Origin of the sequence: Micromonospora sp. NPDC005252, assembly GCF_042872475.1 — a bacterium.
Lineage (GTDB): Bacteria > Actinomycetota > Actinomycetes > Mycobacteriales > Micromonosporaceae > Micromonospora.
This window is the reverse complement of the sequence record NZ_JBIAKN010000006.1, coordinates 274,358-295,472: the sequence shown is the minus strand read 5'-3', so window position 1 is coordinate 295,472 and position 21,115 is coordinate 274,358. Positions and strand designations below refer to the sequence as shown.

Annotated in this window: 16 protein-coding genes; 7 read left to right on the top strand and 9 right to left on the bottom strand. The window is 71.0% G+C overall.

Features of this window, described 5'->3' with window-relative positions; all coding sequences use genetic code 11:
* Positions 1-104: 104 nt before the first annotated feature.
* Positions 105-2,414 (top strand): BTAD domain-containing putative transcriptional regulator, encoded by a 2,310-nt coding sequence (locus ACFYPH_RS19840; RefSeq protein WP_387183576.1) that lies wholly within the window; start codon positions 105-107, stop codon positions 2,412-2,414.
* 110 nt (positions 2,415-2,524) lie between these two features.
* Here the strand turns inward: ACFYPH_RS19840 and ACFYPH_RS19835 are convergent, their stop codons facing one another.
* From ACFYPH_RS19835 to ACFYPH_RS19825, 3 genes are all read right to left on the bottom strand, one after another.
* Positions 2,525-2,980 (bottom strand): glycerophosphodiester phosphodiesterase, encoded by a 456-nt coding sequence (locus ACFYPH_RS19835; protein WP_387183789.1) that lies wholly within the window; start codon positions 2,978-2,980, stop codon positions 2,525-2,527.
* Complete coding sequence (locus tag ACFYPH_RS19830; RefSeq protein WP_387183574.1) at positions 2,953-3,426, bottom strand: glycerophosphodiester phosphodiesterase family protein; 474 nt, start codon at positions 3,424-3,426, stop codon at positions 2,953-2,955. The genes ACFYPH_RS19835 and ACFYPH_RS19830 overlap by 28 nt, the downstream gene beginning before the upstream one ends.
* A 215-nt stretch (positions 3,427-3,641) precedes the next feature.
* Positions 3,642-5,672 (bottom strand): PQQ-dependent sugar dehydrogenase, encoded by a 2,031-nt coding sequence (locus tag ACFYPH_RS19825; RefSeq protein ID WP_387183571.1) that lies wholly within the window; start codon positions 5,670-5,672, stop codon positions 3,642-3,644.
* A 925-nt stretch (positions 5,673-6,597) separates the two neighbouring features.
* Between ACFYPH_RS19825 and ACFYPH_RS19820 the strand changes: the two genes are divergently transcribed.
* The gene (locus ACFYPH_RS19820; RefSeq protein ID WP_387183568.1) at positions 6,598-7,644 is read left to right on the top strand and encodes a polysaccharide deacetylase family protein; all 1,047 of its coding nucleotides are present in this window, start codon (positions 6,598-6,600) and stop codon (positions 7,642-7,644) included.
* Here ACFYPH_RS19820 and ACFYPH_RS19815 read toward each other — a convergent pair.
* The gene (locus ACFYPH_RS19815; RefSeq protein ID WP_354855748.1) at positions 7,592-8,155 is read right to left on the bottom strand and encodes an STAS domain-containing protein; all 564 of its coding nucleotides are present in this window, start codon (positions 8,153-8,155) and stop codon (positions 7,592-7,594) included. The two genes, ACFYPH_RS19820 and ACFYPH_RS19815, sit on opposite strands and share 53 nt — an antisense overlap.
* 302 nt (positions 8,156-8,457) lie before the next feature.
* On the opposite strand from ACFYPH_RS19815, the gene ACFYPH_RS19810 reads away from it, so the two are divergent.
* The 3 genes from ACFYPH_RS19810 (at position 8,458) to ACFYPH_RS19800 (ending at position 12,691) form a co-directional block, all read left to right on the top strand.
* Positions 8,458-9,960: an FAD-binding oxidoreductase gene (locus tag ACFYPH_RS19810; RefSeq protein ID WP_387183564.1), complete on the top strand. Its 1,503-nt coding sequence runs from the start codon at positions 8,458-8,460 to the stop codon at positions 9,958-9,960.
* Positions 9,961-10,135: 175 nt separating this feature from the next.
* Positions 10,136-12,211: a copper resistance protein CopC gene (locus tag ACFYPH_RS19805; RefSeq protein WP_387183561.1), complete on the top strand. Its 2,076-nt coding sequence runs from the start codon at positions 10,136-10,138 to the stop codon at positions 12,209-12,211.
* Between the two features lie 108 nt (positions 12,212-12,319).
* Entirely contained in the window at positions 12,320-12,691 is a 372-nt protein-coding gene (locus ACFYPH_RS19800; protein ID WP_387183558.1) for an ArsR/SmtB family transcription factor, read from the top strand.
* A gap of 34 nt (positions 12,692-12,725) precedes the next feature.
* Here the strand turns inward: ACFYPH_RS19800 and ACFYPH_RS19795 are convergent, their stop codons facing one another.
* Together ACFYPH_RS19795 and ACFYPH_RS19790 are read right to left on the bottom strand one after the other, a co-directional pair.
* The gene (locus ACFYPH_RS19795) at positions 12,726-13,544 is read right to left on the bottom strand and encodes an SAM-dependent methyltransferase (RefSeq protein WP_355066418.1); all 819 of its coding nucleotides are present in this window, start codon (positions 13,542-13,544) and stop codon (positions 12,726-12,728) included.
* A gap of 76 nt (positions 13,545-13,620) precedes the next feature.
* Positions 13,621-14,634 (bottom strand): PaaX family transcriptional regulator C-terminal domain-containing protein, encoded by a 1,014-nt coding sequence (locus ACFYPH_RS19790; RefSeq protein WP_387183555.1) that lies wholly within the window; start codon positions 14,632-14,634, stop codon positions 13,621-13,623.
* A 282-nt stretch (positions 14,635-14,916) separates the two neighbouring features.
* Here ACFYPH_RS19790 and ACFYPH_RS19785 point away from each other — a divergent pair, with 282 nt between their 5' ends.
* Positions 14,917-16,242, top strand: coding sequence for a PHB depolymerase family esterase (locus ACFYPH_RS19785; protein ID WP_355066420.1), 1,326 nt, complete (start codon positions 14,917-14,919; stop codon positions 16,240-16,242).
* A 136-nt stretch (positions 16,243-16,378) separates the two neighbouring features.
* Here the strand turns inward: ACFYPH_RS19785 and ACFYPH_RS19780 are convergent, their stop codons facing one another.
* Entirely contained in the window at positions 16,379-16,993 is a 615-nt protein-coding gene (locus ACFYPH_RS19780; RefSeq protein WP_354855461.1) for a dihydrofolate reductase family protein, read from the bottom strand.
* A gap of 153 nt (positions 16,994-17,146) precedes the next feature.
* Here ACFYPH_RS19780 and ACFYPH_RS19775 point away from each other — a divergent pair, with 153 nt between their 5' ends.
* On the top strand, positions 17,147-17,857 hold the full coding sequence (locus ACFYPH_RS19775) for a DNA alkylation repair protein (RefSeq protein WP_387183552.1): 711 nt from the start codon (positions 17,147-17,149) through the stop codon (positions 17,855-17,857).
* A gap of 89 nt (positions 17,858-17,946) precedes the next feature.
* Here ACFYPH_RS19775 and katG read toward each other — a convergent pair whose 3' ends face one another.
* Both katG and ACFYPH_RS19765 read right to left on the bottom strand, forming a co-directional pair.
* Positions 17,947-20,223, bottom strand: coding sequence for a catalase/peroxidase HPI (gene katG / locus ACFYPH_RS19770; RefSeq protein ID WP_387183549.1), 2,277 nt, complete (start codon positions 20,221-20,223; stop codon positions 17,947-17,949).
* 23 nt (positions 20,224-20,246) lie between these two features.
* On the bottom strand, positions 20,247-20,675 hold the full coding sequence (locus ACFYPH_RS19765; RefSeq protein ID WP_387183546.1) for a Fur family transcriptional regulator: 429 nt from the start codon (positions 20,673-20,675) through the stop codon (positions 20,247-20,249).
* Positions 20,676-21,115: the final 440 nt, after the last annotated feature.

Genomic DNA, 21,115 nt, shown 5'->3' with positions numbered 1-21,115 from the left:
CAATGATCGGGCCCGGGGGGAAGCCACGCCGGGGGCGACGACTCGTAGTGCCCGGTTGTCTCTTCGCTCGCCTGAGCCTCCACGAGAGAACACAGGAGCGGTGAATGTCCGGAGACAATGTCAACCATGCCTGGCGCCCGTCGACGCCGGCTCGCAGCGAAGGTGGGGACGAGGCATCGACCGCAGAACGACACCCTACGGGTGGTGACCCGGGTCGGGCGCTGCGCCGCCTCGCCTCCGCCGGTGACCGCGCGGCCGCGCACCTGTGGCTCGCCACCCAGCCCGACCTGCTGGCCGCGACACCCGACCCGGCCGACGCACCGGTCGCGGAGATCTGGCGCGCGGCGCTGCGGCACCACCTCGCCGGGGAACCACACCTGGCGACGGCCCGCCTGGCGACCGCGCCGATCGGCGCGACCGGCCCACACGCCGTGCAGCTGTACTGCCACGCGGCGGTGCACCACCTGCTCGACGACGACATCGAGCGCGCCAGCACCGACGTCGAGGAGGCGGCGCGTGCCGCCCACGCGTGCGGCGTCCCGACCGCCCACCAGGCGTACGCCCGGGTGGTCGTGCTGCTCGCCGCCGCCACCGGCGACGCGGCGGCGACCCGCGGGCGTGTGGAGGCGACCGACGGGCTGCGCCGCGCGGACGCCGGCCTGTTCCGGTTGATGGTCCACCTGGACCTGGCCGGCCACCTGCTGTGGGCCGGCGACGCCGCCGACGCGCTGCGGCACGCCGAGGCGGCCGTCCGACTGACCGAGGTGGCGGGCGACACCGGTTTCGAGCCGTACGCGCTGACCCTCACCGCAGTGGCGAAGTGTCAGCTCGGCCGGTTGGAGGAGGCGCTCGCCGACGGCGCCGCAGGGCTTCGCCTGCGGGAGCTGGCGGGAGTCGCCGCCGACGAGGCGATCTCGCTGGCCGCCCTCGGGATGGTGCACCGCCGCCGGCGGGAGCCGCGGCAGGCCCGGCAGGCGTTGGAGAGCGCTCTGGCCGCGGTGGGCAGCGGTCAGCCGCGCATCGTCTCGACCGCCTGGGTCCTGGCCGAGCTGGCGCGGATCCGCGCGGCCGACGACCTGTGCGCCGCGCAGGATCTCGCCGAACGGGCGGTCACCATGGCCCGGGAGCCCGAACGGCCGTACGCCCTGCTGGCCCGCGGCTGGGTGGCGTTGCTGCGCGGTGACACCGTCGCCGCCCACTTCGACGCCGCCGAGGCCCGCACCGGCGCGACCGTCGGGCGGCGACGCGCCACCCTCGTCGAGGCGCTCCAGCTCACCGTGCTCGCGGCGGACGACCCGCGCGCGTCCGCCGGGCTGCTCGACGACGCCGCCGCGCTCTGCCGGGAACTGGGCGACCCGGCCGAGGAGGCCACCGTCCAGCTGATCGCCGCCCGGCTACAGGGACGGCAGGCCCGCCGCGGCGCCGAGGGCGCCGAGCAGAAGCTGCGCCGCTGCGGGGTACGCCTGGACCCGGGCGTCGCCGACGGGCTCACCGCGATCACGCTGCGCGTACCGGCGGTGGTCATCCACACGCTTGGCGACTTCCGGGTGTTCCGGGCCGGCGCCGTCGTCCCGTACGGCGAGTGGCAGTCCAAGAAGGCACGGGACCTGCTGAAGATCCTCGTCGCGCACCGGGGACGCGCCGTGCCCCGGGCCAGGCTGATGGAGCTGCTCTGGCCGGACGAGTCGCCGTCGCGGACCGCGAACCGGCTGTCGGTGCTGCTGTCCACGTTGCGCCGGGTGCTCGGCACCGGACGCCGCACCAGCGGCCGGGGCGCGGTGCTGGCCGACCGGGGTTCGGTGGCGATCGACCTGGACGTGATCGACGTGGACGTCGAGACGTTCCTGACCGCCGCCGAGGAGGCGCAGGTCGCCCTGCGGGGCGGACACCCGGACACGGCCCGTGCGCTGGTCCGTGCCGACGAGCTGTACGGCGGGGACTTCCTCGCCGACGACCCGTACGAGGACTGGGCGCAGCCGCTGCGGGAGGAGGCGCAGGTCGCGCACACCAGCGTGCTGCGGGCTCTGGCCCAGCACGCCTCGGACACGGACCAGAAGCTGGTCTACCTGATGCGGCTGGTGCACCGGGACCCGTACGACGAGGACGCCCACCTGGAGTTGGTGCAGGTGCTGCGCGCGGCCGGGCGGCACGGCGAGGCGCAGCGGCGTTATCGCACGTACGTCGAGCGGATGCGGGAGTTGGGCATCGCGCCGGCCGGCGGCGAGGCGACCGACCCGGACGCGGGGGCCGCCGGGCAGCACGCCGAGCCGCCGGCCGGGGCACTGGCCCGGTGGCGGGCGCCGGCCGCGCAGACCCGGCCGTGGACGACGGAGTTGGGCGGCGCCCACCGCCAGACCGGCGTCCCCGCGCAGCGGACGGGGAATCCGAGGAGGCTCATTGAGCATCCGGCCTGACCGGGCCGGCCGACCGTCGCCGGCCGCGCCGGGGCAGGCCCGCCGCACGGGACCGGCCCCGCGAGCGCGCCAGGCGGCTCACGGGACCGGCCCCGGATCGGGCGTGCGGGTCAGTGGCGGGGCTGGTAGCTCTTCGGCAACCGCATGCCACGCTCGGCCATGATCGCCCGGACCCGGTTGGGGTAGTTGGTGATGATCCCGTCGACGCCCATGTCCATCAGCGCGGACACGGTGGCCGGGTCGTCGCAGGTCCACGGAATGATCTTCAGGCCCCGGGCGTGCGCCTCGGCCACCATGGTCGCGTCCGGGTAGAAGCGGAAGTTCGGGTCGCTGATGGTCCCGTTCTGGGGGAATCCGTAGTTGGGCGACAGGGCGGTGACGCCGGAAATGGCGGCGGCGGCCTTCACGAAGTCACCGTCGTAGTCGTCAGCGTCGATCCCGCCCAGCCAGGGGGACGCGCCCGGCTGGCCAACCTGGAGAAAGTCATAGTTCGTGAGGGCCACCAGCGGCCACTTCGGCGCGAGCCGGTGCATCTGGCTCAGCGCACCCCAGTCGAACGACTGGATGGTGACCTGCTTCTCGATGCCGGAGGAGTGGATCTCCTCGAAGACCCGCCGGACGAACAGCTCGCGAGGCGCGGTCTGCTCGGGCGCGCCCGGTCCTTGATGTACTTGCCGACGTACGGGTACATCGGGTCACCGGCCGTGACCGGTGCGGTGTCGGCGCACTTCTGAGCGCTGATCTGGCGGTCGTGGTTGACGACCACCTTCTGGTCCTTGGTGATCTGGGTGTCCAGCTCCAGTGTGGTGACACCGAGACGCATCGCCTTGCCGAAGCCTTCCAGCGACTCCTCGGTGGTCATGCCGATGCCGCCGCGGTGGGCTTGGAGGTCGAAATGGGTCTTCCGGGGGTGCGGCGCGCTGGCGCTGTCGACGGTTGACGCGTGCGCGGCCACCGGAGCGGCGAGCGCGGGCAGAACGGCAAGGCCCGCCAGAACGTGACGCAGGGACATGGTGCAAACCTCAGCTCTTTCAGGTGCAGATGCCCTGGTGAGGCTAGGTGGGAGGCGATCCGGCGCGATGACCTCGCCACAAGCGGGGTGTGAACGCTCGCCGAACCCTCGACGGCCGTGGCCGCGACACGACGGACCTGACGGGCAGCGCGGCCGCGCCGGGAGTTCACCGACGGCCACCGGATCGTCGCGGTGGCCGTCGGCGAACGTGGGCGCTAGTTGCCCAGGGTGACGTGCAGGACGCGTTCGTTGCTGTTGTTCGGGGTGCTGTCCTTGTCACCGGTGTTGGTGGTGGTGAGCCACAGTCCCCCGTCGGGCGCCGGCTCCACCGTCCGCAGCCGGCCGTAGGTGCCACTGAAGTACGTCTGCACGTTCGTCAGGCTGCTGCCGCTGATCACGGCGCGGTACATCCGCGTACCGCGGGCGCAGGCGACGTAGAGCGCGTCGCGCACGATCGCGATGCCGGAGCAGGAGCCCTCGGCGGTCGGGTAGGTGCGGGCCGGCGCGATGTAGCCGGCGGTGCCGCAGGTGCCGCTGGTGCCCTCGCAGTCCGGCCAGCCGTAGTTGCCGCCTCGCGTGATCAGGTTGGTCTCATCCATGATCGAGTTGCCGAACTCCTGCTCCCACAGGCGGCCCTGCGAGTCGAACGCGAGCCCCTGCGGATTGCGGTGCCCGTAGCTCCACACGTAGTTGCCGAACGGGTTGTCCGCCGGGACGCTGCCGTCCGGGTTGAGGCGCAGGATCTTGCCCTCAAGGGTGGAGCGGTCCTGGGCGTAGGCGCCGTTCTGCGCGTCGCCGGTGCTGGCGTACAGCTTGCCGTCCGGGCCGAACCGCAGGCGACCGCCGTCGTGGAACTTGTTGCGCCGAATCCCGCTGAGCAGGACCTGCTCGCTGGCGGTGGTGAGCCGGTCGTTCTCCATCTTGATCCGGACGATCCGGTTGTCGCTGGGCGAGGTGTGCATGATGTAGAGCCACCGGTCGCTGGCGAAGGTCGACGAGATCGCGAGACCCAGCAGGCCACCCTCACCGTCGGTGCTCTGCACGTTCGGCACGGTGCCCACTGTGGTCTTCGCCCCCGTGGTGGGGTTGAGATGGATGATGTCGTGCGCGTCGCGGCGGGTGTAGAGGACGGTGCCGTCCGGCAGCGTCACCAGCCCCCACGGGATGTCGGTGTCGGTGGTGACCTGCCGCACCGTGCACACCGGGTTGGCGCAGGTGCCGCCGGTGCTCACCGAGACAGAGGCGCTGCGCGCCGAGGCGTTGTCCTGCCCGTCGCGGGCGAGGACCTGGTACTGGTACGTGGTGTTCGCCGCCAGGCCGCTGTCGGTGAAGGTGGTGGCCGGCGGGGCGCCCGTGACAGTTCCAATCTTCACGCCACCGCGGTAGACGTCGTACGCCCGGACCCCGACGTTGTCGCTCGACGCGGCCCAGCGCAGGGTCACCGTGGTCCCCGACGCGGTGCCGGTGAGCTGCGTCGGCGTGCTCGGCGGCACGGTGTCGGCCTGGCAGGGCGGCGGCGTGATCGTCACGGTGGCGCTGGCCTGCGACACGTTTCCGGCGGCGTCACGCGCGTTGACGTACAGGCCCCAACTCGCTCCGGGGACGACGGTGAGGCTGGCCGACAGGGTGCCGCCGTTCACCGAGGTCATGAGCTGGCCATCGTGATAGATGTCGTAGAACGCCACAGCGACGTTGTCCGTCGAGGCGTTCCACGCGAAGGTCACCGAGTTGCAGGTCAGCCCGCTCACCCGGGGGTTGCCGGGCGGTGTGGGTGGCTGACTGTCGGTGCTGCCGAGCGACGACGTCCAGCGCTGGTTGGCCTGCCCGTTGCACGTCCAGAGGCCGACAGTCGTGCCGTTGGCGGTGCCCCCGCCGGTCACGTCCAGGCAGAGTCCAGATTGGACACCGACGATGCTTCCGTCGGCGTTGATCCGCCAGCGCTGGTTGGCGCCGCCGGTGCAGCCGTAGATCTGCAGCGCGGCGGGCGCGCTCGTGTCCTGGCCGACCACGTCCAGGCACATCGTCGCGTCGTACACCCGCAACTCGCCGGCGGCGGTGAACGTCCACGCCTGGTTGGCCTGGCCGACGCAGTCGTAGATGTTGATGCCGGCGCCGGGTGTGCGTGAGTTGCCCACCACGTCCAGACACCGACCGGACGCCACACCGACGACGGTCGACGGGCCCGCGGCCGACGCCGGCACGCCGACCGCCACGGCCAGCAGCATCGCCGCGGCAAACGCCGGCACCAGCCGTCGTGGTCTGACTCGGGCGAAGGTTCGCATCCGTCCTCCAAGGTCGGGGCATCGAACGGCCCGACCCCACGCCGGACGACCCAGCGCCCGACCGGACCGACGAGGAAGCAACATCGACCATCAAAGATGGATTCGCGACACATGTCAACGATCTCGTTCGATCGAGGACAAACCCGATCAACGAGGTCGCCGCCGAAGTCGGGGCGGTACGCGCGGCACCACCGCGGGCGCCCACGCTGATCCGATCCGGCGGCCGGACCGCCCAGCCCGCCGTGCGGGGCGATCCGGCCGGCGGTCAGCTCGCCCTGCGTGAGACCGTTGGCCAAGGTGCGGCCGCCTGCCGTCGCCGCCCGGCAGACCAGGTCGCCGCGAGCGACCCGAATCGACACCCGTCAAGGTCTGTCGATGGCGGAAGTATTGGTAGCACGTCGGCGCACTGTCAACGTTTACCGGAAAGATTGCGGAGCCGCCTGGCGACCCCCGCGCACTTGACGAACTGTCGAGCCTGGCCACGGCCCTGATCAATCTCTCCACAACGGATGCTTCGGCGAAGCCGTTCGTTGATTGGTCGGATCTCCGTCGGGAATTCCGGGAGGTTTCCGGATCACGACCGTCCGGCCGCCCTGAATACCGAGGCGATCAGCCCCACCGCCGCAGCCACCGGATCGCCATTGCGGCGACATCCCGGCTGCTCCGGATCGGTCCGGTGACGCGAGGACAGCTCCGGGTGGCTATCGGCGCGGGTTCCGGAAATTGTTGACGCGTCGGAATTCTCGCTGTAATACTTCGATCCATTCTGGTCGATGCGATCCCGCTTCCGGCGGGTTTCGGTCGATCTCCCCACCCACCACCCACACGTCCGGACCGGACCATGCCGCCCGCACACCGGGGCACGTTCGGACCGGTAGAAGGGGCACAGATGAGCACTGTCTCCGCTGGCACGCTCGTACGGTCGAGGCGACTACGTGCGGCGCTGTCCATCCTCGCCACCGCCGTCGCGACGTGCGGCATCGTCGTCGTGGCCACCGCCACCCCGTCGAGCGCCGCCACCTGCAACGGCTACGTCGGCCTCACCTTCGACGACGGTCCGACCGGCAGCACCAGCGCACTGCTGAACGTGCTGCGCGCCAACGGCGTACGGGCCACCATGTTCAACATCGGGCAGAACGTGCAGAACAACAGGTCGGCGGCGCAGGCACAGGTGGCCGCCGGCATGTGGGTCGGCAACCACAGCTGGAGCCACGCCCACATGACGTCGATGAGTCAGTCCCAGATGCAGTCCGACCTGTCCCAGACGAGTTCGGCGATCCAGTCCGCGACCGGCATCCGGCCCCAGCTGTTCCGGCCGCCGTACGGGGAAACCAACTCGACCCTCCAGTCGGTCGCCTCGTCGCTCGGGATGCGGCAGGTGATCTGGGATGTCGACTCACAGGACTGGAACGGCGCGAGCGTCAGCCAGATCGTGTCGAACGCCAGCCGCCTCCAGGCCGGCCAGGTCATCCTCATGCACGACGGGAGCCAGAACACCCGGGACGCCATCGGCCAGATCGTGGCCAACCTGACCAGCCGCAACCTCTGCCCCGGCATGATCTCGCCGTCCACCGGTCGCGCGGTCGCACCCGACGGCGCGACCCCGCCACCGGGCAGCACGACTCCCCCGCCCAGCAGCACGACCCCGCCGCCGTCCGGCGGCAGCTGCACCGCGACGGCGACGACGACGAACGTCTGGGGTGACCGGTACAACACCTCGGTCACCGTCAGCGGCACCAACACCTGGACCGTGGTGGTCGCCCTCACCTCGCCGCAGAAGGTCTCCACCATCTGGAACGGCAGCGCCACCTGGGACAGCAGCGGCAACGTCATGACCGTACGTCCCAACGGGGGCGGCAACACGTTCGGCTTCACCACGATGTTCAACGGCAACAGCAGCGCCCGACCGCAGATCCGCTCCTGTACGGCCGGCTGACACCGCGACGGTCCTGCGTGGCGTCAGCCGGATGCCACGCAGGACCAGAGCCCGTCTTCACTGCCTCGCGGCAGGAGGCGATTCGCTCGAACAGGTGCTCCACCTGGGTGATGCGCAGTACACGCTGGGTGATACCGCCGGCACCCCTGATCGAGAAGCGGGAGCCGCCCCGCTTCGCCCGGTCGGCGGCCAGGAGCAGGACGTGGACCCCTGCGGCGCTGAAGAAGTCGACAGCCGCGAGATCGCAACAGACGTCGGGGTGGCGGTCCAGGGCGTTGGTCAGCGCCGCCCCCAGCAGCGGGGCGGTGTCCATGTCGACATAGGCCGCCGGGGCGACGATCAACCGGTCGGCGGAGAACGGGGCAGACGAGTTGATGGGCTCGGTGTAACGGGCCACGGAGAAGGGCCGTTCCGGGACAGCCGGGCCCCAGAACCCACTCCGGTAGCGACGAGCGAATCGGGTCGATGTCGCCCGCGGAGGCTGGATCGCCATCTCTACCCGGTCGATCATGGGCACACGCCTCCCGTTGGAGATCCTGGACAGGATGGGCGCGTGACTTGACCCAGTCACACCGTAATGAGGATTTCCGCTGGCCGCCAGTGCACTCGTCCCCGCACGACTTGCACGCCGTGGCGTGACGGCCCAGCCGTGCGGGCCCGCCCCGAGCCGGCCCACCCCGATCACTCGACTGGGTTTTCGGACAAAAAGGCTCATCTCCGAATAACTCTCCCGTAATACCGTGAGTTGCGTGCCACTGAACCAGAGTCGCTCTGGTCGATCGCTGGCGTAACCCACATCGAGAGGATCGGACCATGCGCGACCTATCTCGTCGCGAAGTACTCAAGGCGACGGCGGCCGTCGGCGCGGGGGCCGCGGTTTTCCCCGGCATCGTGGCCGCCGGCGCCCCGGGATTCGCGGCCGACGGCGGCCCGGGCCCGTCTTCCACCGCGGAGTATCCGCCGGCGGAGCTGACCGGCCGCATCGTCCGCCCTCAGGATCCGGGGTACGCGAACGCGAGCCTCGGCTGGGACGAGCTGTTCGTCCGCTACCCGCTGGTCATCGTCTTCGCGCAGAACACCCAGGACGTGGTCAACGCCCTGACCTGGGCGCGGCAGAACGACGTCGCGCTGCGGGTACGCAGCGGCCGGCACAGCCTTGAGGGCTGGTCGAACGTCGACAACGGCATCGTGATCGACGTGAGCGAGCTCAAGTCGACCCACATCGACTACGCGAGCCGCATCGCACGGGTGGGCGCCGGGCTCAACCAGCTGGAGGCGGTCACCGCGCTCGGCGAGCACGACCTCGCGGTGACGACCGGCACGGAGGGAAGCGTGGGCCTGTCCGGCGCGACCCTCGGCGGCGGTCTCGGGTTCCTCACCCGCTACCTCGGGATGGCCTGCGACAGCCTGATCGGGGCGGAGATCGTCGTCGCGTGGGGCACCAACGGCGCCAAGGCGATCGAGGTGGACCTGCACAACCACGAGGACCTGCTCTGGGCCCTGCGCGGCGCGGGCAACGGCAACTTCGGGATCGTCACCTCGCTCACCTACCGGGTGACGCCGCTGCGCAGCGTCGCCTACCTCCAGGCGACCTGGGACGGCCTCGGCGACCTGGAGGAGATCTTCGAGACCTGGCAGCGCGTCGCTCCGTTCACCGACTACCGCCTGGGGACCCAGGTCGAGATCCACAAGTCCGAGATCCTGCTGTTCGCGGTGCTCGCTGACGGTCCGGAGGCGGAGGCGCGGGAGCTGCTGGAGCCGATCCTCTCGATCGGCAATCCCGAGGTCACCGTACAGACCGGGGGCTGGGGCGAGATCTACACGGGCTTCCAGATCCCGACCGAGGACGAGCCCGCCAACTGGAAGTTCTTCTCGCAGTTCTCCAACAGGCCGTTCCCGAAGAAGGCGATCAGCGTGGTCCGCGCCTTCATGGAGGAGGCGCCGACGGACGACAGCAACTTCTTCCTCCAGGCGTTCGGTCGCGGGGCCCAGGCGCACGAACCCCGTGGCGGCTCCGCGTTCCCGCACCGCGACGCGCTCTTCTACTCCGAGCCGGGCGCCGGCTGGGGCACCCGCGGGGAGCCGGACAGCGGCGATGCGCTCACCCCGATCGCCCAGACCTGGATCGCCGAGTTCAGCCAGGCCCTGCGGCCGTACGTCGACGGCGCCTACGTCAACGTGCCGAACATCGGGATGGCGGAGTGGGAGTCGGCCTACTGGGGGTCCAACTTCTACCGACTGCGCAAGGTCAAGGCGAAGTACGACCCGCACAACGTCTTCCAGTACGAGCAGAGCATTCCACCCGCGACCTGCTGAAGCGACGGTCCCGGGCCACGCGTGGGCGTGGTCCGGGGCCGCGTCCGCTCGGCGACGGTCGTGGCTTCTCGCGGCGTCGGCCAGCCGGAGCGAGCGGAGCGGCGCCAACTTTTGCCTTCCGTGAAAAAAGATCAGCTCCTTGTGAAAAAAGCCTCACCCCGGTGAGGATATTCAGATGCGTCGTCTCCCCCAGAGTCTCGGCCGGCTGATCGCGAGCCTGCTCCCGCTCGCCCTCGCCACGGCGGTCACCCTTCTCGCGTCCGCTCAGCCCGCCGCAGCTCACGGGACGCTCGCGATGTCCACTCCCGAGAGCGGCGCCACGGTGCAGGGGCCGTTGACGTCGGTGGCGCTGTACTTCACGGAAAAGGTCGGCGCCAACGCGTACTTCACGGTCACCGCGCCGAACGGCGTCCGCGTCGACAACGGCTGGACGTACGGGGAGCCGAAGACGCTGACCAAGCCGGTGCGGGAGTACTTCCTGGTCGACGACCAGTTCCAGCCACGCGAGTACACGACGGGGTTTCCGGCGATGGTGTCGGTGGCGCACCTACCGGCGGCCGGCCAGTACTCGGTGAGCTACCTGTCGGTGGCCTCCGACGGTGACGCGGTGCGCGGCACGATGACGTTCCGCTACACCGGCCGGGCGACCACGGCGCCGCAGGGTTGGCAACCGCCGACCCAGCAGCCCGACCCCGCGCTTCTGGCCGCCATCGACCAGCACGCGTCCACGGGGCAGCAGCCGGTGGCCTCGGCGGCGCCCGCCGGATCGCCGAGCACAGCGCAGGCGGCTCCCGCCGTACCCTCGGATGGGCGAAGCGGCCCGGGCGCGCTGCTCTGGGTCGGCGGGGCGGTCGCGGTCCTGGCGGCGGTGGCGGGCTTCGTCGCGTGGCGTCGTCGCTCGTCGACGGCGGGTGGACCGCCTGGCCGGGCCCGCCCGTCGAAGGCTCCGACCGGCCGGGGTGGCCGCGTCGCACCCTCGGCACGCAAGCCCGTCGCCCGCAGGAGCGCGGCAACCGCGAGCAGGAGTGCGGCAACCGCCGCCAAGAACGCGGCAACCGCCGGCACGAACGCGGCGACCGCCGGCGGCGGTCGCCCGGCCGGCGGCAGACAGCGAAGCGCCGCCGTACCCGCGGCGCGCAGGAGCGGCGCGCTCGCCAGCGCGCGGAGTCCGGTCGTCGTTGAGTCCGCGCCGGCGGGACGGCCGGCGCCGTCCGCGCGGGCCCTGGCCACACCGGAGGACACGTCGCCAGCCGACCGGCCGCAGCCCGAGGCGCAGGACAGCGGCGTGGTACGCGGGTCACGGCTGACCAACACCCACCTGGCGCTGCTCGTCGGCGGGCTGGTGGTGGCTCTGCTGGCCGGCTTCGGGCTCGCCCGCATCGGCACCGGCGACGCGTCGCCGGCCGGTGACGCGCGTCGGCCCGCGGCCCCCGCCGGAGTGCCGACCGGCTCCGGGGAGGCCCTGTCGGCCGGGAACGGGCACGACCACGCGCCCGGGACCGGGCCGCACTCGCATCCGGGGGACGTCAGCACGGGTGAGACGCTGGCGACCGGGACGACGGTAAGCGCGGGCGGCTACACGTTGCAGCCCCTGGAGCGGACCCAGCCGCCCGGCGTACGCGCGGACTACCGGTTCCGGATCGTCGGGACCGACCGGCAGCCGGCGACGCGTTTCGCCGTCGTGCACGAGAAGCCGTTGCACCTGATCGTGGTGGGTCGCGACCTGGGCGGCTACCAGCACCTGCACCCGACGATGGCGCCCGACGGCACCTGGAGCGTCCCCCTGACACTGGCCCGGCCGGGTGGCTACCGCGTCTTCGCCGACTTCTCCGTCAGCGCCCCCGACGGTCGACAGGTGCCCCTCGTGCTGGGCGTCGACCACCACGTGCCGGGCGCGTACGCCCCGGCCGCGTTGCCACCGGCCCAGGCGCAGGCGACGGCCGGACCGTTCACGGTGTCGATGACCGGGACGCCCACCGCCGGGGTGACGGCGCCGGTGCGATTCCAGCTCACGCGCACCGACGCCGCCGGGCCGGTCCAGCCGCAGCGGTACCTGGGCGCGTACGGGCACCTGGTCGTCGTTCGCGAGGGTGACCTCGGGTACGTGCACGTCCACCCGGAGCAGGAGCTCGTCGACGGCGCGGTCGCGTTCTGGCTGACCGTCCCCAGCTCCGGCCGGTACCGGGCCTTCTTCGACTTCCAGGTCGACGGGAAGGTCCAGACCGCCGAGTACACGATCAACCTGCCCTGACAGCTGGCCCACCCGGCCACGACACGCGTCGATGGTGTTGTGATGAGCACAGCATCGGCTCGGGGATTTGTCCGGTTCCGCCGCTCTGTTCCCCAGGTTGGTGGAACGATGGCTGTCGTGGGAACTGCCGATACTGCCATGCCTGCCATCTCGCCGCTTGCCGGTGAGCCGATCAAACGCGCGGATGCCGAGCGGCTCGCGGGGGTGCTGAAGGCGTTCGCCGATCCAGCCCGCCTGCGACTGCTCAGCCTGATCCAGGCCGCCCCGGAGGGCGAGGCCTCGGTCACCGACCTCACCGCGCCGCTCAACCTCTCTCAGCCGACCGTGAGCCATCACCTGCGGATTCTCACCGAGGCCGGTCTGATCGAGCGCGAGAAGCGCGGCGTCTGGGCGTATTACCGCATCGTGCCGTCGGCGATCGCGGCGATCGCCGACCTGTTGACGCCACCCCGCAAACGGCCGACGAAGAAGAGCCGCTGAGCGACCGCGGCACCGGCTTCGGTGGCGGTCGTCGTCACCGGACCCGGGCGACGGCGCCGTTGAACGACACGTCCTGCACGGACGGACGCGGCTGCGGCGCGTCGTCGGCGTGCCACCGCGCCACGGACACGACGCCGGGCTCGACGAGCTCCAGCCCGTCGAGAAGGGCCGCGAACTGCTCGGTCGTCCGGGCCTGGAACCGGCCGTCGCGGTTGTTGGCTTCGAGCTGAGCGATGGCGGCGGGCGGCAGGTATTCCCAGGTCACGTGCGAGGCGACCACGTAGCTGCCGGACGGCAGCGCCGCGATGAGCCGATCGAGGATGCCCTTGGGGTCCTCGTCGTCGCGGATGAAGTGCAGGATGGCCACCAACATCAGCGCGACGGGTTCGGTCAGGTCCAGTGTCGTGCGCAGGTCGGGATGGGCGAGGATCTTGTCCGGTTCCCGCAGGTCGGCGTCGAGGTAGGCCGTCCGCCCCTCGGGCGTGCTGGACAACAGCGCGCGGGCGTGGGCCAGGACGATCGGGTCGTTGTCGACGTAGACCACCCGTGCCGACGGTTCGATGGCCTGGGCGACCTCGTGGGTGTTGTCGGCGGTCGGGATGCCGGTCCCGATGTCCAGGAACTGCCGGACGCCGTGCTGCGCCAGGAAGCGCACCGTGCGTTGCAGGAACATCCGGTTCTCCACGGCGGCGAGCCGGATGGTGGGCATCGCGGCCGCGAGCGCGTCGCCGGACTCCCGGTCGGCGGCGAAGTTGTCCTTGCCACCCAACAGGTAGTTGTACCGACGGGCAGGGTGCGCGACGGAGGTGTCGATCCGGTCGGCCGCCGAAAGGTCTGCACCGCGTGACGTCATCCGGCCTCCCCAGCGCTGCGCGTTCTCCACAAGGTACACACCTCGTCGCCGGTGGGGAGACCCCGTCAGTTGCCGTTCAGGTCGCGCAGCTCTCGACCGTCGCCGATGCACCGCCCGGGTCCGGAGCCGGGTCCGCACGGAGTACTCCGGCGAGGAGGTCGGCGGTGGTGTGCGCCTGGATGCCGGGCTGCGTGCCGTCGACGAACCGCGCGACGACCGACCGGACGTGGCGCGCGGCGGGTTCGGCGAGGCCGTCGTAGACGGCTTCGAACAGCTCCCGGGCCGGCCGTCGGAGCCATCCCGCCGGCAGCAGGTCCAGCGGCAACCGGGGGTCGAGGGTGGGAAACCGGCGGAAGGTGTCCATGACCTCGGTACGCGCCCGCACCGCCGCCGCGCCGTCGACGGCTCCGGATCGCAGCATCGGCACCAGGGGCGTCCACCGTCGCAGGAACTCCTCGTAGTGCCGACCGATCGCCTCGATGTCCCAGGCGTCGATGGGAGCGCGCTGGCCGATCGCGTCGAGCGCCGCCTGTCGCCCGCGAAACACCGTGACGGCGCCGAGGGTGAACCGGGCGAGCTTCGCCCTGCCCTGCGCGCCCAGTTCGTACGGCGAGATCCACAGCCCGTCGTACAACGGCGCGAACCCGAGCCAGCGGAGCTGGCCACGCAGGGCCCGCCGCTGGGTGCTGTGATCCTGCGGCAGGGAGAAGGCGACGAGGGTCCAGCATCCGTCCCACGCCGTGACCTCGGTGGTGGCGGCCAGGATCCAACTGCCTCCGCTGGACAGGTTCGCGGCGGCGGCGCGGCTGATCCGGTAGGAGCTGCGCCGTCCCTCCCGGCTGCCCTCCAGCACACCCCGACGGGCCAGGCGGCTGATCGCGGCGCGGGCTCCGGCCGTGCTCACCCCGGCCTCGGCGAGCAGCGCGACGAGGGCGGCGGACGGGATCCGCGCGCGGTACCGCAGGGTGTAGTCGGCCAGCAGGGTCACCGCGAGATCCTGCGGCGAGCTGCCGGCCTGCCGCCGGGGCAGCCGCGGCGGGTCGTCCCCGTCGTCGGGATAGATCTCCTCGATGGTGAAGGGGCTTGCCACAGGCGCTCCCGGCTCGGCTCAGGGACGGTGCACCGACTGTAGACGGAGGGCCCGTGCCGCCGGGCCCGTCGCGGCGGGCACGACCACGCATGCAATTGAGGTACGTCGATTGACACTTCGGCGACCGCGAGGAACACTATCTGCTACGCGACGCCGCACGGAGCCGGGCACCGGGCAAGCACACGTAGTGGGCGAGGCGCGATCACCACGGGCAGTCGGGCGCACCCGTGACCGCCCCGCGACCACACGCAACCCGCACAGGTGATCGAAGGAGTCGTCCCCGTGAAAATCCGAAGGAAACTGCTGCTCGCCCTGGTCACGTCGCTGGCGGCGGCCGGCCTGGTGGCACCCGCGCTCCAGCCCGCGTACGCCGCGTCGCTCACCGAGGTGACCAGCTTCGGCGACAATCCGGGCCGGATGCGCATGCACGTCTACGTGCCCGACACCCGCCCGACCAGACCCGCGATCGTGGTCGCCATGCACGGCTGCGGAGGGTCGGGCCCCGGCTTCTACTCCGGCAGCGAATTCGCCGCCCAGGCCGACCGGTACGGGTTCATCGTGATCTACCCGACGGCCACCCAGCAGGCCGGCTTCGGCAACTGCTTCGACACCTGGTCGGATGCCGCCAAGCGCCGCGGCGGCGGCAGCGACCCCGTGTCGATCATCTCGATGATCCGCTACGCACAGCAGCAGTACGGCGGCGACCCCGACCGGGTGTACGCCACCGGCAGCTCGTCCGGCGGCATGATGACCAACCACATGCTGGCGTTGTACCCCGACGTGTTCAAGGCCGGCGCGGCGTTCATGGGGGTCCCCTACAACTGCTTCGCCAACGCGGCGGACTATCCGCCCGGGAGCAGCCAGTGCACCGGCGGGAACATGAACCGCACGCCGCAACAGTGGGGTGACGCGGTCCGGCAGGCCTACCCCGGCTACTCCGGCCCCCGCCCGCGCGTGCAGTTGTGGCACGGCACCAGCGACACCCTCGTGCCGTACTCGCTGCTGCAGGAGACCATCGAGCAGTGGACCAACGTGTTCGGGCTCAGCCAGACACCCACCTCCACCGACACGCCGCAGACCAACTGGAACCGGCGTCGGTACGCCGACGCGAGCGGGACCGTCCAGGTCGAGGCGTACAGCATCCAGGGCGCCGGGCACAGCCTGCCCGCCGGCGGCATGGCCGCTGCCGCCGTCGCCTTCTTCGGCCTGACCGCCCCGCCGAACCCGACCACGCCGCCGCCCAACCCGACCACGCCGCCGCCGAACCCCACCACGCCGCCGCCGAGTTCCGGCGCGTGCCGCGTGAGCGTGGCCATCAACGCCTGGAACACCGGCCTGACCGAGAACCTCACCATCACCAACACCGGCGCCAGCGCCGTCAACGGCTGGTCGCTCGTCTTCACCCTGCCCGGCGGGCAGAGCGTCACCTCGGGCTGGAACGCGACCTACTCCCCCGCGTCCGGCCAGGTGACGGCCCGGAATGTCGCCTACAACGCCAGCATCCCGCCGAGCGGATCGGTCACCATCGGCTTCCAGGCCACCCACACCGGCAACACCGCCCGACCGAGTTCGTTCACTCTCAACGGCGCGACCTGCACGATCGCCTGACCGCGGGCGATCCCCGACGTCCACCCGGGCCGAGCTGTCCGAGCCCGTACGAGATCGAGCCGGCCCCGTCGCGGCAAGCGACGGGGCCGGCTCGGACCAGGCGTCGGGCGGCCGGCGAGATGGGTGGCCGAGTCGCCTAGTTTCCCGCGGGCACCTGGTCCTTGACGTCGTCGTAGCCGACCGCGCCGGGCGCGTCGGTCGGCGCGTAGATCACGCGGAGCACGCCCGTCGGGAACACCTCGGTCGCCATCACCCGCAGGTGGTACGGCGTGTCGCCGTCGTCGAACAGCCTGCGGCCCTTGCGCGCCGCCACCGGGTGCACCAGCAGACGCAGCTCGTCGACCAGCCCGGCGGCGAGGAGTTGCTGCACCACGGAGATCGACCCGGGAATGAGGATGCCCTTGATCCCGGCGTCGGCCTTGAGCGCGGCGACGGCCGCCGGGAGATCGCCGTCGATGACCTCCGAGTTGCGCCAGGAGAATTCCAGCGGCTGGCGGGAGACGACCACCTTGCGCACGTCCCCGAGCTGCTTGGCGAACCCGGCGTCCTCGCCACCCGCCGCCTCCCGGTCGGGCCAGGCTCCGGCGAAGCTGTCGTAGGTCACCCGGCCGATGAGCAGCACGTCGGACGTGTCGTAGTCCTCGGTGACGGCGCGGCCCATGTTGTCGTCGAAGTACGGGAAGTGCCAGTCGGGGTCGATCTCGGCCACGCCGTCGGCCGAGATGAACAGCGTGGAGATGACCTTCGCCATCGCGGTGCTCCTTCACGTGAGGTGCTGTCGGCAGATAGACGGGCACAGCATCCCAAACTCGTCGGCCACCCACCGCCCCTCGAACCGCGCGCCGCCGACCGAATCCGCCGAGAACGGCGGAACCGTCGGACGCGGCCGGTAGGTTGCACGGACATGGCCACGCCCGCCGACGTCCGACGCGAACTCGCGAGCCTCGCCGACCCGGTCCGGGCGGCCGGATCGAGCCGGTTCCTCCAACTGGGCCCGGGCGGCTACGGCGAGGGTGACCGGGCGATCGGGGTTTCCGTACCCGAACAGCGGCGGGTGGCCGCCCGGTACTGGCGCGATCTCTCCCTGACCAGCACGGCGGAGCTGCTGACCAGCGACGTGCACGAGGAGAGGTTGACGGCACTGTTCGTCCTGGTCCGCAAGTTCGCCCGGGGCGACGAGGAGGAACGGGGCCGCGTCGTCCGCCTCCTGCTGGACAACACCGACCACATCAACAACTGGGACCTGGTGGACTCGTCCGCCCCGTACATCCTCGGGCCGTGGCTGATCGACAAGGACCGGAGCGTCCTGGATCGCCTGGCCGCGTCGGACCTGGTGTGGGACCAGCGCATCGCCATCATGGCGACCTTCGCCTTCATCAGGATCGGTGACTTCGACTGGACGTTCCGCCTGGGTGAACGGCTCCTGCACGACCCGCACGACCTGGTCCGCAAGGCGGTGGGCTGGATGCTGCGCGAGGTGGGCAACCGCGACCGGGCGGCCGAGGAGGAGTTCCTGGCCCGGCATCACCGGGTCATGCCGCGCGTCATGCTGCGGTACGCGATCGAGAAGTTCGAGCCGCAGCGACGCAGAGAGTACCTGTCCGGGCTGGGCTGACGGGCCTTGCGTCTTCGGCGGCGGCAGGACGCGGGCGAGCCCCGGTCGATCGCTGACGGATCGGCCGGGGCTCGTCGGTGAGCGCAGGATCAGGCGAGATCGAACCGGTCGAGCTCCATGACCTTCGTCCAGGCCGCGACGAAGTCCTGCACGAACTTGTCGCGCGCGTCCTGGCTGGCGTAGACCTCGGCGAGGGCCCGCAGCTGGGAGTTGGAGCCGAAGATGAGGTCGACCGCGGTGGCGGTCCACTTCACCTCGTCGGTGGCCAGGTCCCGGATCTCGTACACGTGCTCGTCGGACTTCGACGCGCTCCACCGGGTGCCCGGGGAGAGCAGGTTGGCGAAGAAGTCGTTGGTGAGCACACCGGGCCGGTCGGTGAGGACGCCGTGCTGGCTGCCGCCGGTGTTGGCGCCGAGCGACCGCAGACCGCCGACGAGGACGGTCATCTCGGGCGCGGTCAGGTTCAGCATGTAGGCACGGTCGACGAGCAGCACCTCCGGCTGGGTCTTCTCACCCGGGCGCAGGTAGTTGCGGAACCCGTCGGCGCGCGGCTCCATGACCCGGAAGGACTCGACGTCGGTCTGCTCCTGGGTGGCGTCGGTGCGGCCCGGCCGGAACGGCACGGTCACCTCGACACCCGCGTCGCGCGCCGCCTTCTCGACCGCTGCCGAGCCGGCCAGCACGATCAGGTCGGCGAGCGAGATCCTCGCCCCACCGGCGGCGTTGAACTCCTGCTGGATGCCCTCCAGGGTGCTCAGTACCGACGCGAGCTGCTCGGGCTGGTTGACCTCCCAGTTGCGCTGCGGCTCGAGGCGGATCCGCGCGCCGTTGGCGCCACCGCGCTTGTCGGTGTACCGGAAGCTCGCGGCAGAGGCCCAGGCGGTGGAGACCAGCTGGTCGATGGTGAGACCAGAATCCAGAACCTTGGCCTTGAGGGCGGCGATGTCGGCGTCGCCCACCAGCTCGTGGTCAACGGCCGGCACCGGGTCCTGCCAGAGCTGCGGCTCGGCCACCCACGGCCCGAGGAAGCGCTCGATCGGGCCCATGTCGCGGTGCAGCAGCTTGTACCACGCCTTGGCGAAGGCCAGCGCGAACTGGTCGGGGTTCTCCAGGAAGCGGCGCGAGATCTTCTCGTACGCCGGGTCGACGCGCAGCGACAGGTCGGTCGTGAGCATCGTCGGCCGGTGCTTCTTCGACGGGTCGAAGGCGTCCGGGACGATCGCCTCGGCATCCTTGGCGACCCACTGCTTCGCGCCACCAGGGCTCGTGGTGAGCTCCCACTCGTAGCCGAAGAGGATCTCGAAGAACCGGTTGCTCCACCGCGTCGGCTGGTCGGTCCACGTCACCTCGAGGCCGCTGGTGATCGTGTCACGGCCCTTGCCGCTGCCGTGGGTGCTCAGCCAGCCGAGGCCCTGCGCCTCCAGCGGGGCGCCCTCGGGCTCCGCGCCGACGTGGCCGTCGGCGACGCCGGCGCCGTGGGTCTTGCCGAAGGTGTGACCGCCGGCGATGAGGGCGACGGTCTCCTCGTCGTTCATCGCCATCCGGCGGAAGGTCTCGCGGATGAAGTGCGCCGCCGCCGCCGGGTCCGCGTTGCCGCGAGGGCCCTCCGGGTTGACGTAGATGAGACCCATCTCCGTCGAACCGACGCCGGCCGCCATCTCCTTCTCGGAGGCGTACCGCTCGTCGCCGAGCCAGGTGTCCTCGGGGCCCCAGAAGATCTCCTCGGGCTCCCACACGTCCTCGCGACCGAAGCCGAAGCCGAAGGTCTTGAAGCCCATCGACTCCAGGGCCACGTTGCCGGCGAGCACCAGCAGGTCGGCCCAGGAGATCTTCTGGCCGTACTTCTGCTTGACCGGCCAGAGCAGCCGGCGGGCCTTGTCCAGGTTGGCGTTGTCCGGCCAGCTGTTGAGCGGCGCGAACCGCTGCCCACCGTCGCCGGCGCCGCCTCGACCGTCCTCGATGCGGTACGTGCCGGAGGCGTGCCAGCTCATCCGGATCATCAGGCCGCCGTAGTGGCCGAAGTCGGCCGGCCACCAGTCCTGCGAGGTGGTGAGGACCTCGACGATGTCGCGCTTGAGGGCCTCGACGTCGAGCTTGGCGAACTCCTTGGCGTAGCTGAAGTCCGCACCCAGCGGGTTGCCCTTCGACGAGTGGGCGTGCAACACCGAGAGGTCGAGCTGGTTGGGCCACCAGTCCCGGTTGCTGCGCGGACGACCACCGGTCTTCGGGGTCGGCGAGTCGATCGCCGGGTTCTCGCTCTCGCTGCCGTGCGCGGTCACCGAGTCGTGCGCGACCGGGCAGCCGGCCGCGGCCTTCTCGTCCACGCCCTGCGCGCTGATGGGGCCGTTGTCCTGGGTGTCGCTCATGTACTTCCTTCCGAACTGGCGGATCACTGGGAGGTGCGAGCGGCCGCGCAACCGGGGCAGGTGCCCCAGTAGACGACCTCCGCCTCGTCGACCACGAACCCGTGGTCATTGGAGGCGGTCAGACAGGGGGCGTGGCCGACGGCGCACTCGACGTCGGCGATGGCGCCGCAGGCGCGGCACACGACATGGTGGTGATTGTCCGCCACCCGGGACTCGTAGCGGGCGGTGGCGCCGGCAGGCTGGATCCGGCGTACCAGACCGGCGTCGGTGAGCACCCGCAGCACGTCGTACACGGCCTGGTGGGACACGGTGGGATGCTCCGCCCGCACCAGCGCGATCACCGCGTCGGTGCCGACGTGGGGGTGGTCGCGCAGGGCCGCGAGCACCGCCAGCCGGGGCCGGGTCACGCGCAGCGAGGCGGCTCGCAGTTGCGCCTCGAAGTCGGGCATCACCCGAGGAACACTAGCTCACTATTTTGGAACGGATCAAGTTTTAACCCATCCGGCACGCCGGAGTGGCGGTGCCCCCTCCCGGACCCACTTCCCGCACCTGGTGGTCAAGGTCCGGAAAGTCTTCGGAAATTTCGGCGGCTTCCGGCCGAAGTGAGGTCCGTCGGCGCCGGCAGTCGTATGACGATACCGAACTCTGATTGACTACTGACCTGGCTCGACACGCGTCCCTCCCGCAGGGGGAGCCGAGAGCGATGTTGCCACGGCGTTTCCGGAAATTGTTGACAAGTCGACGACCTGGTTAATACGGTCCCCATCGACGACGCTCAATCACCGTCAGCACCAGCCACCACGGCCCACTCCTCCGGTCGTCGTGCAGGACGACCGGCCAACCACCACCACGCGGCACGACGCCGTGGCCGTTACGAGGAGGAACCACCCAC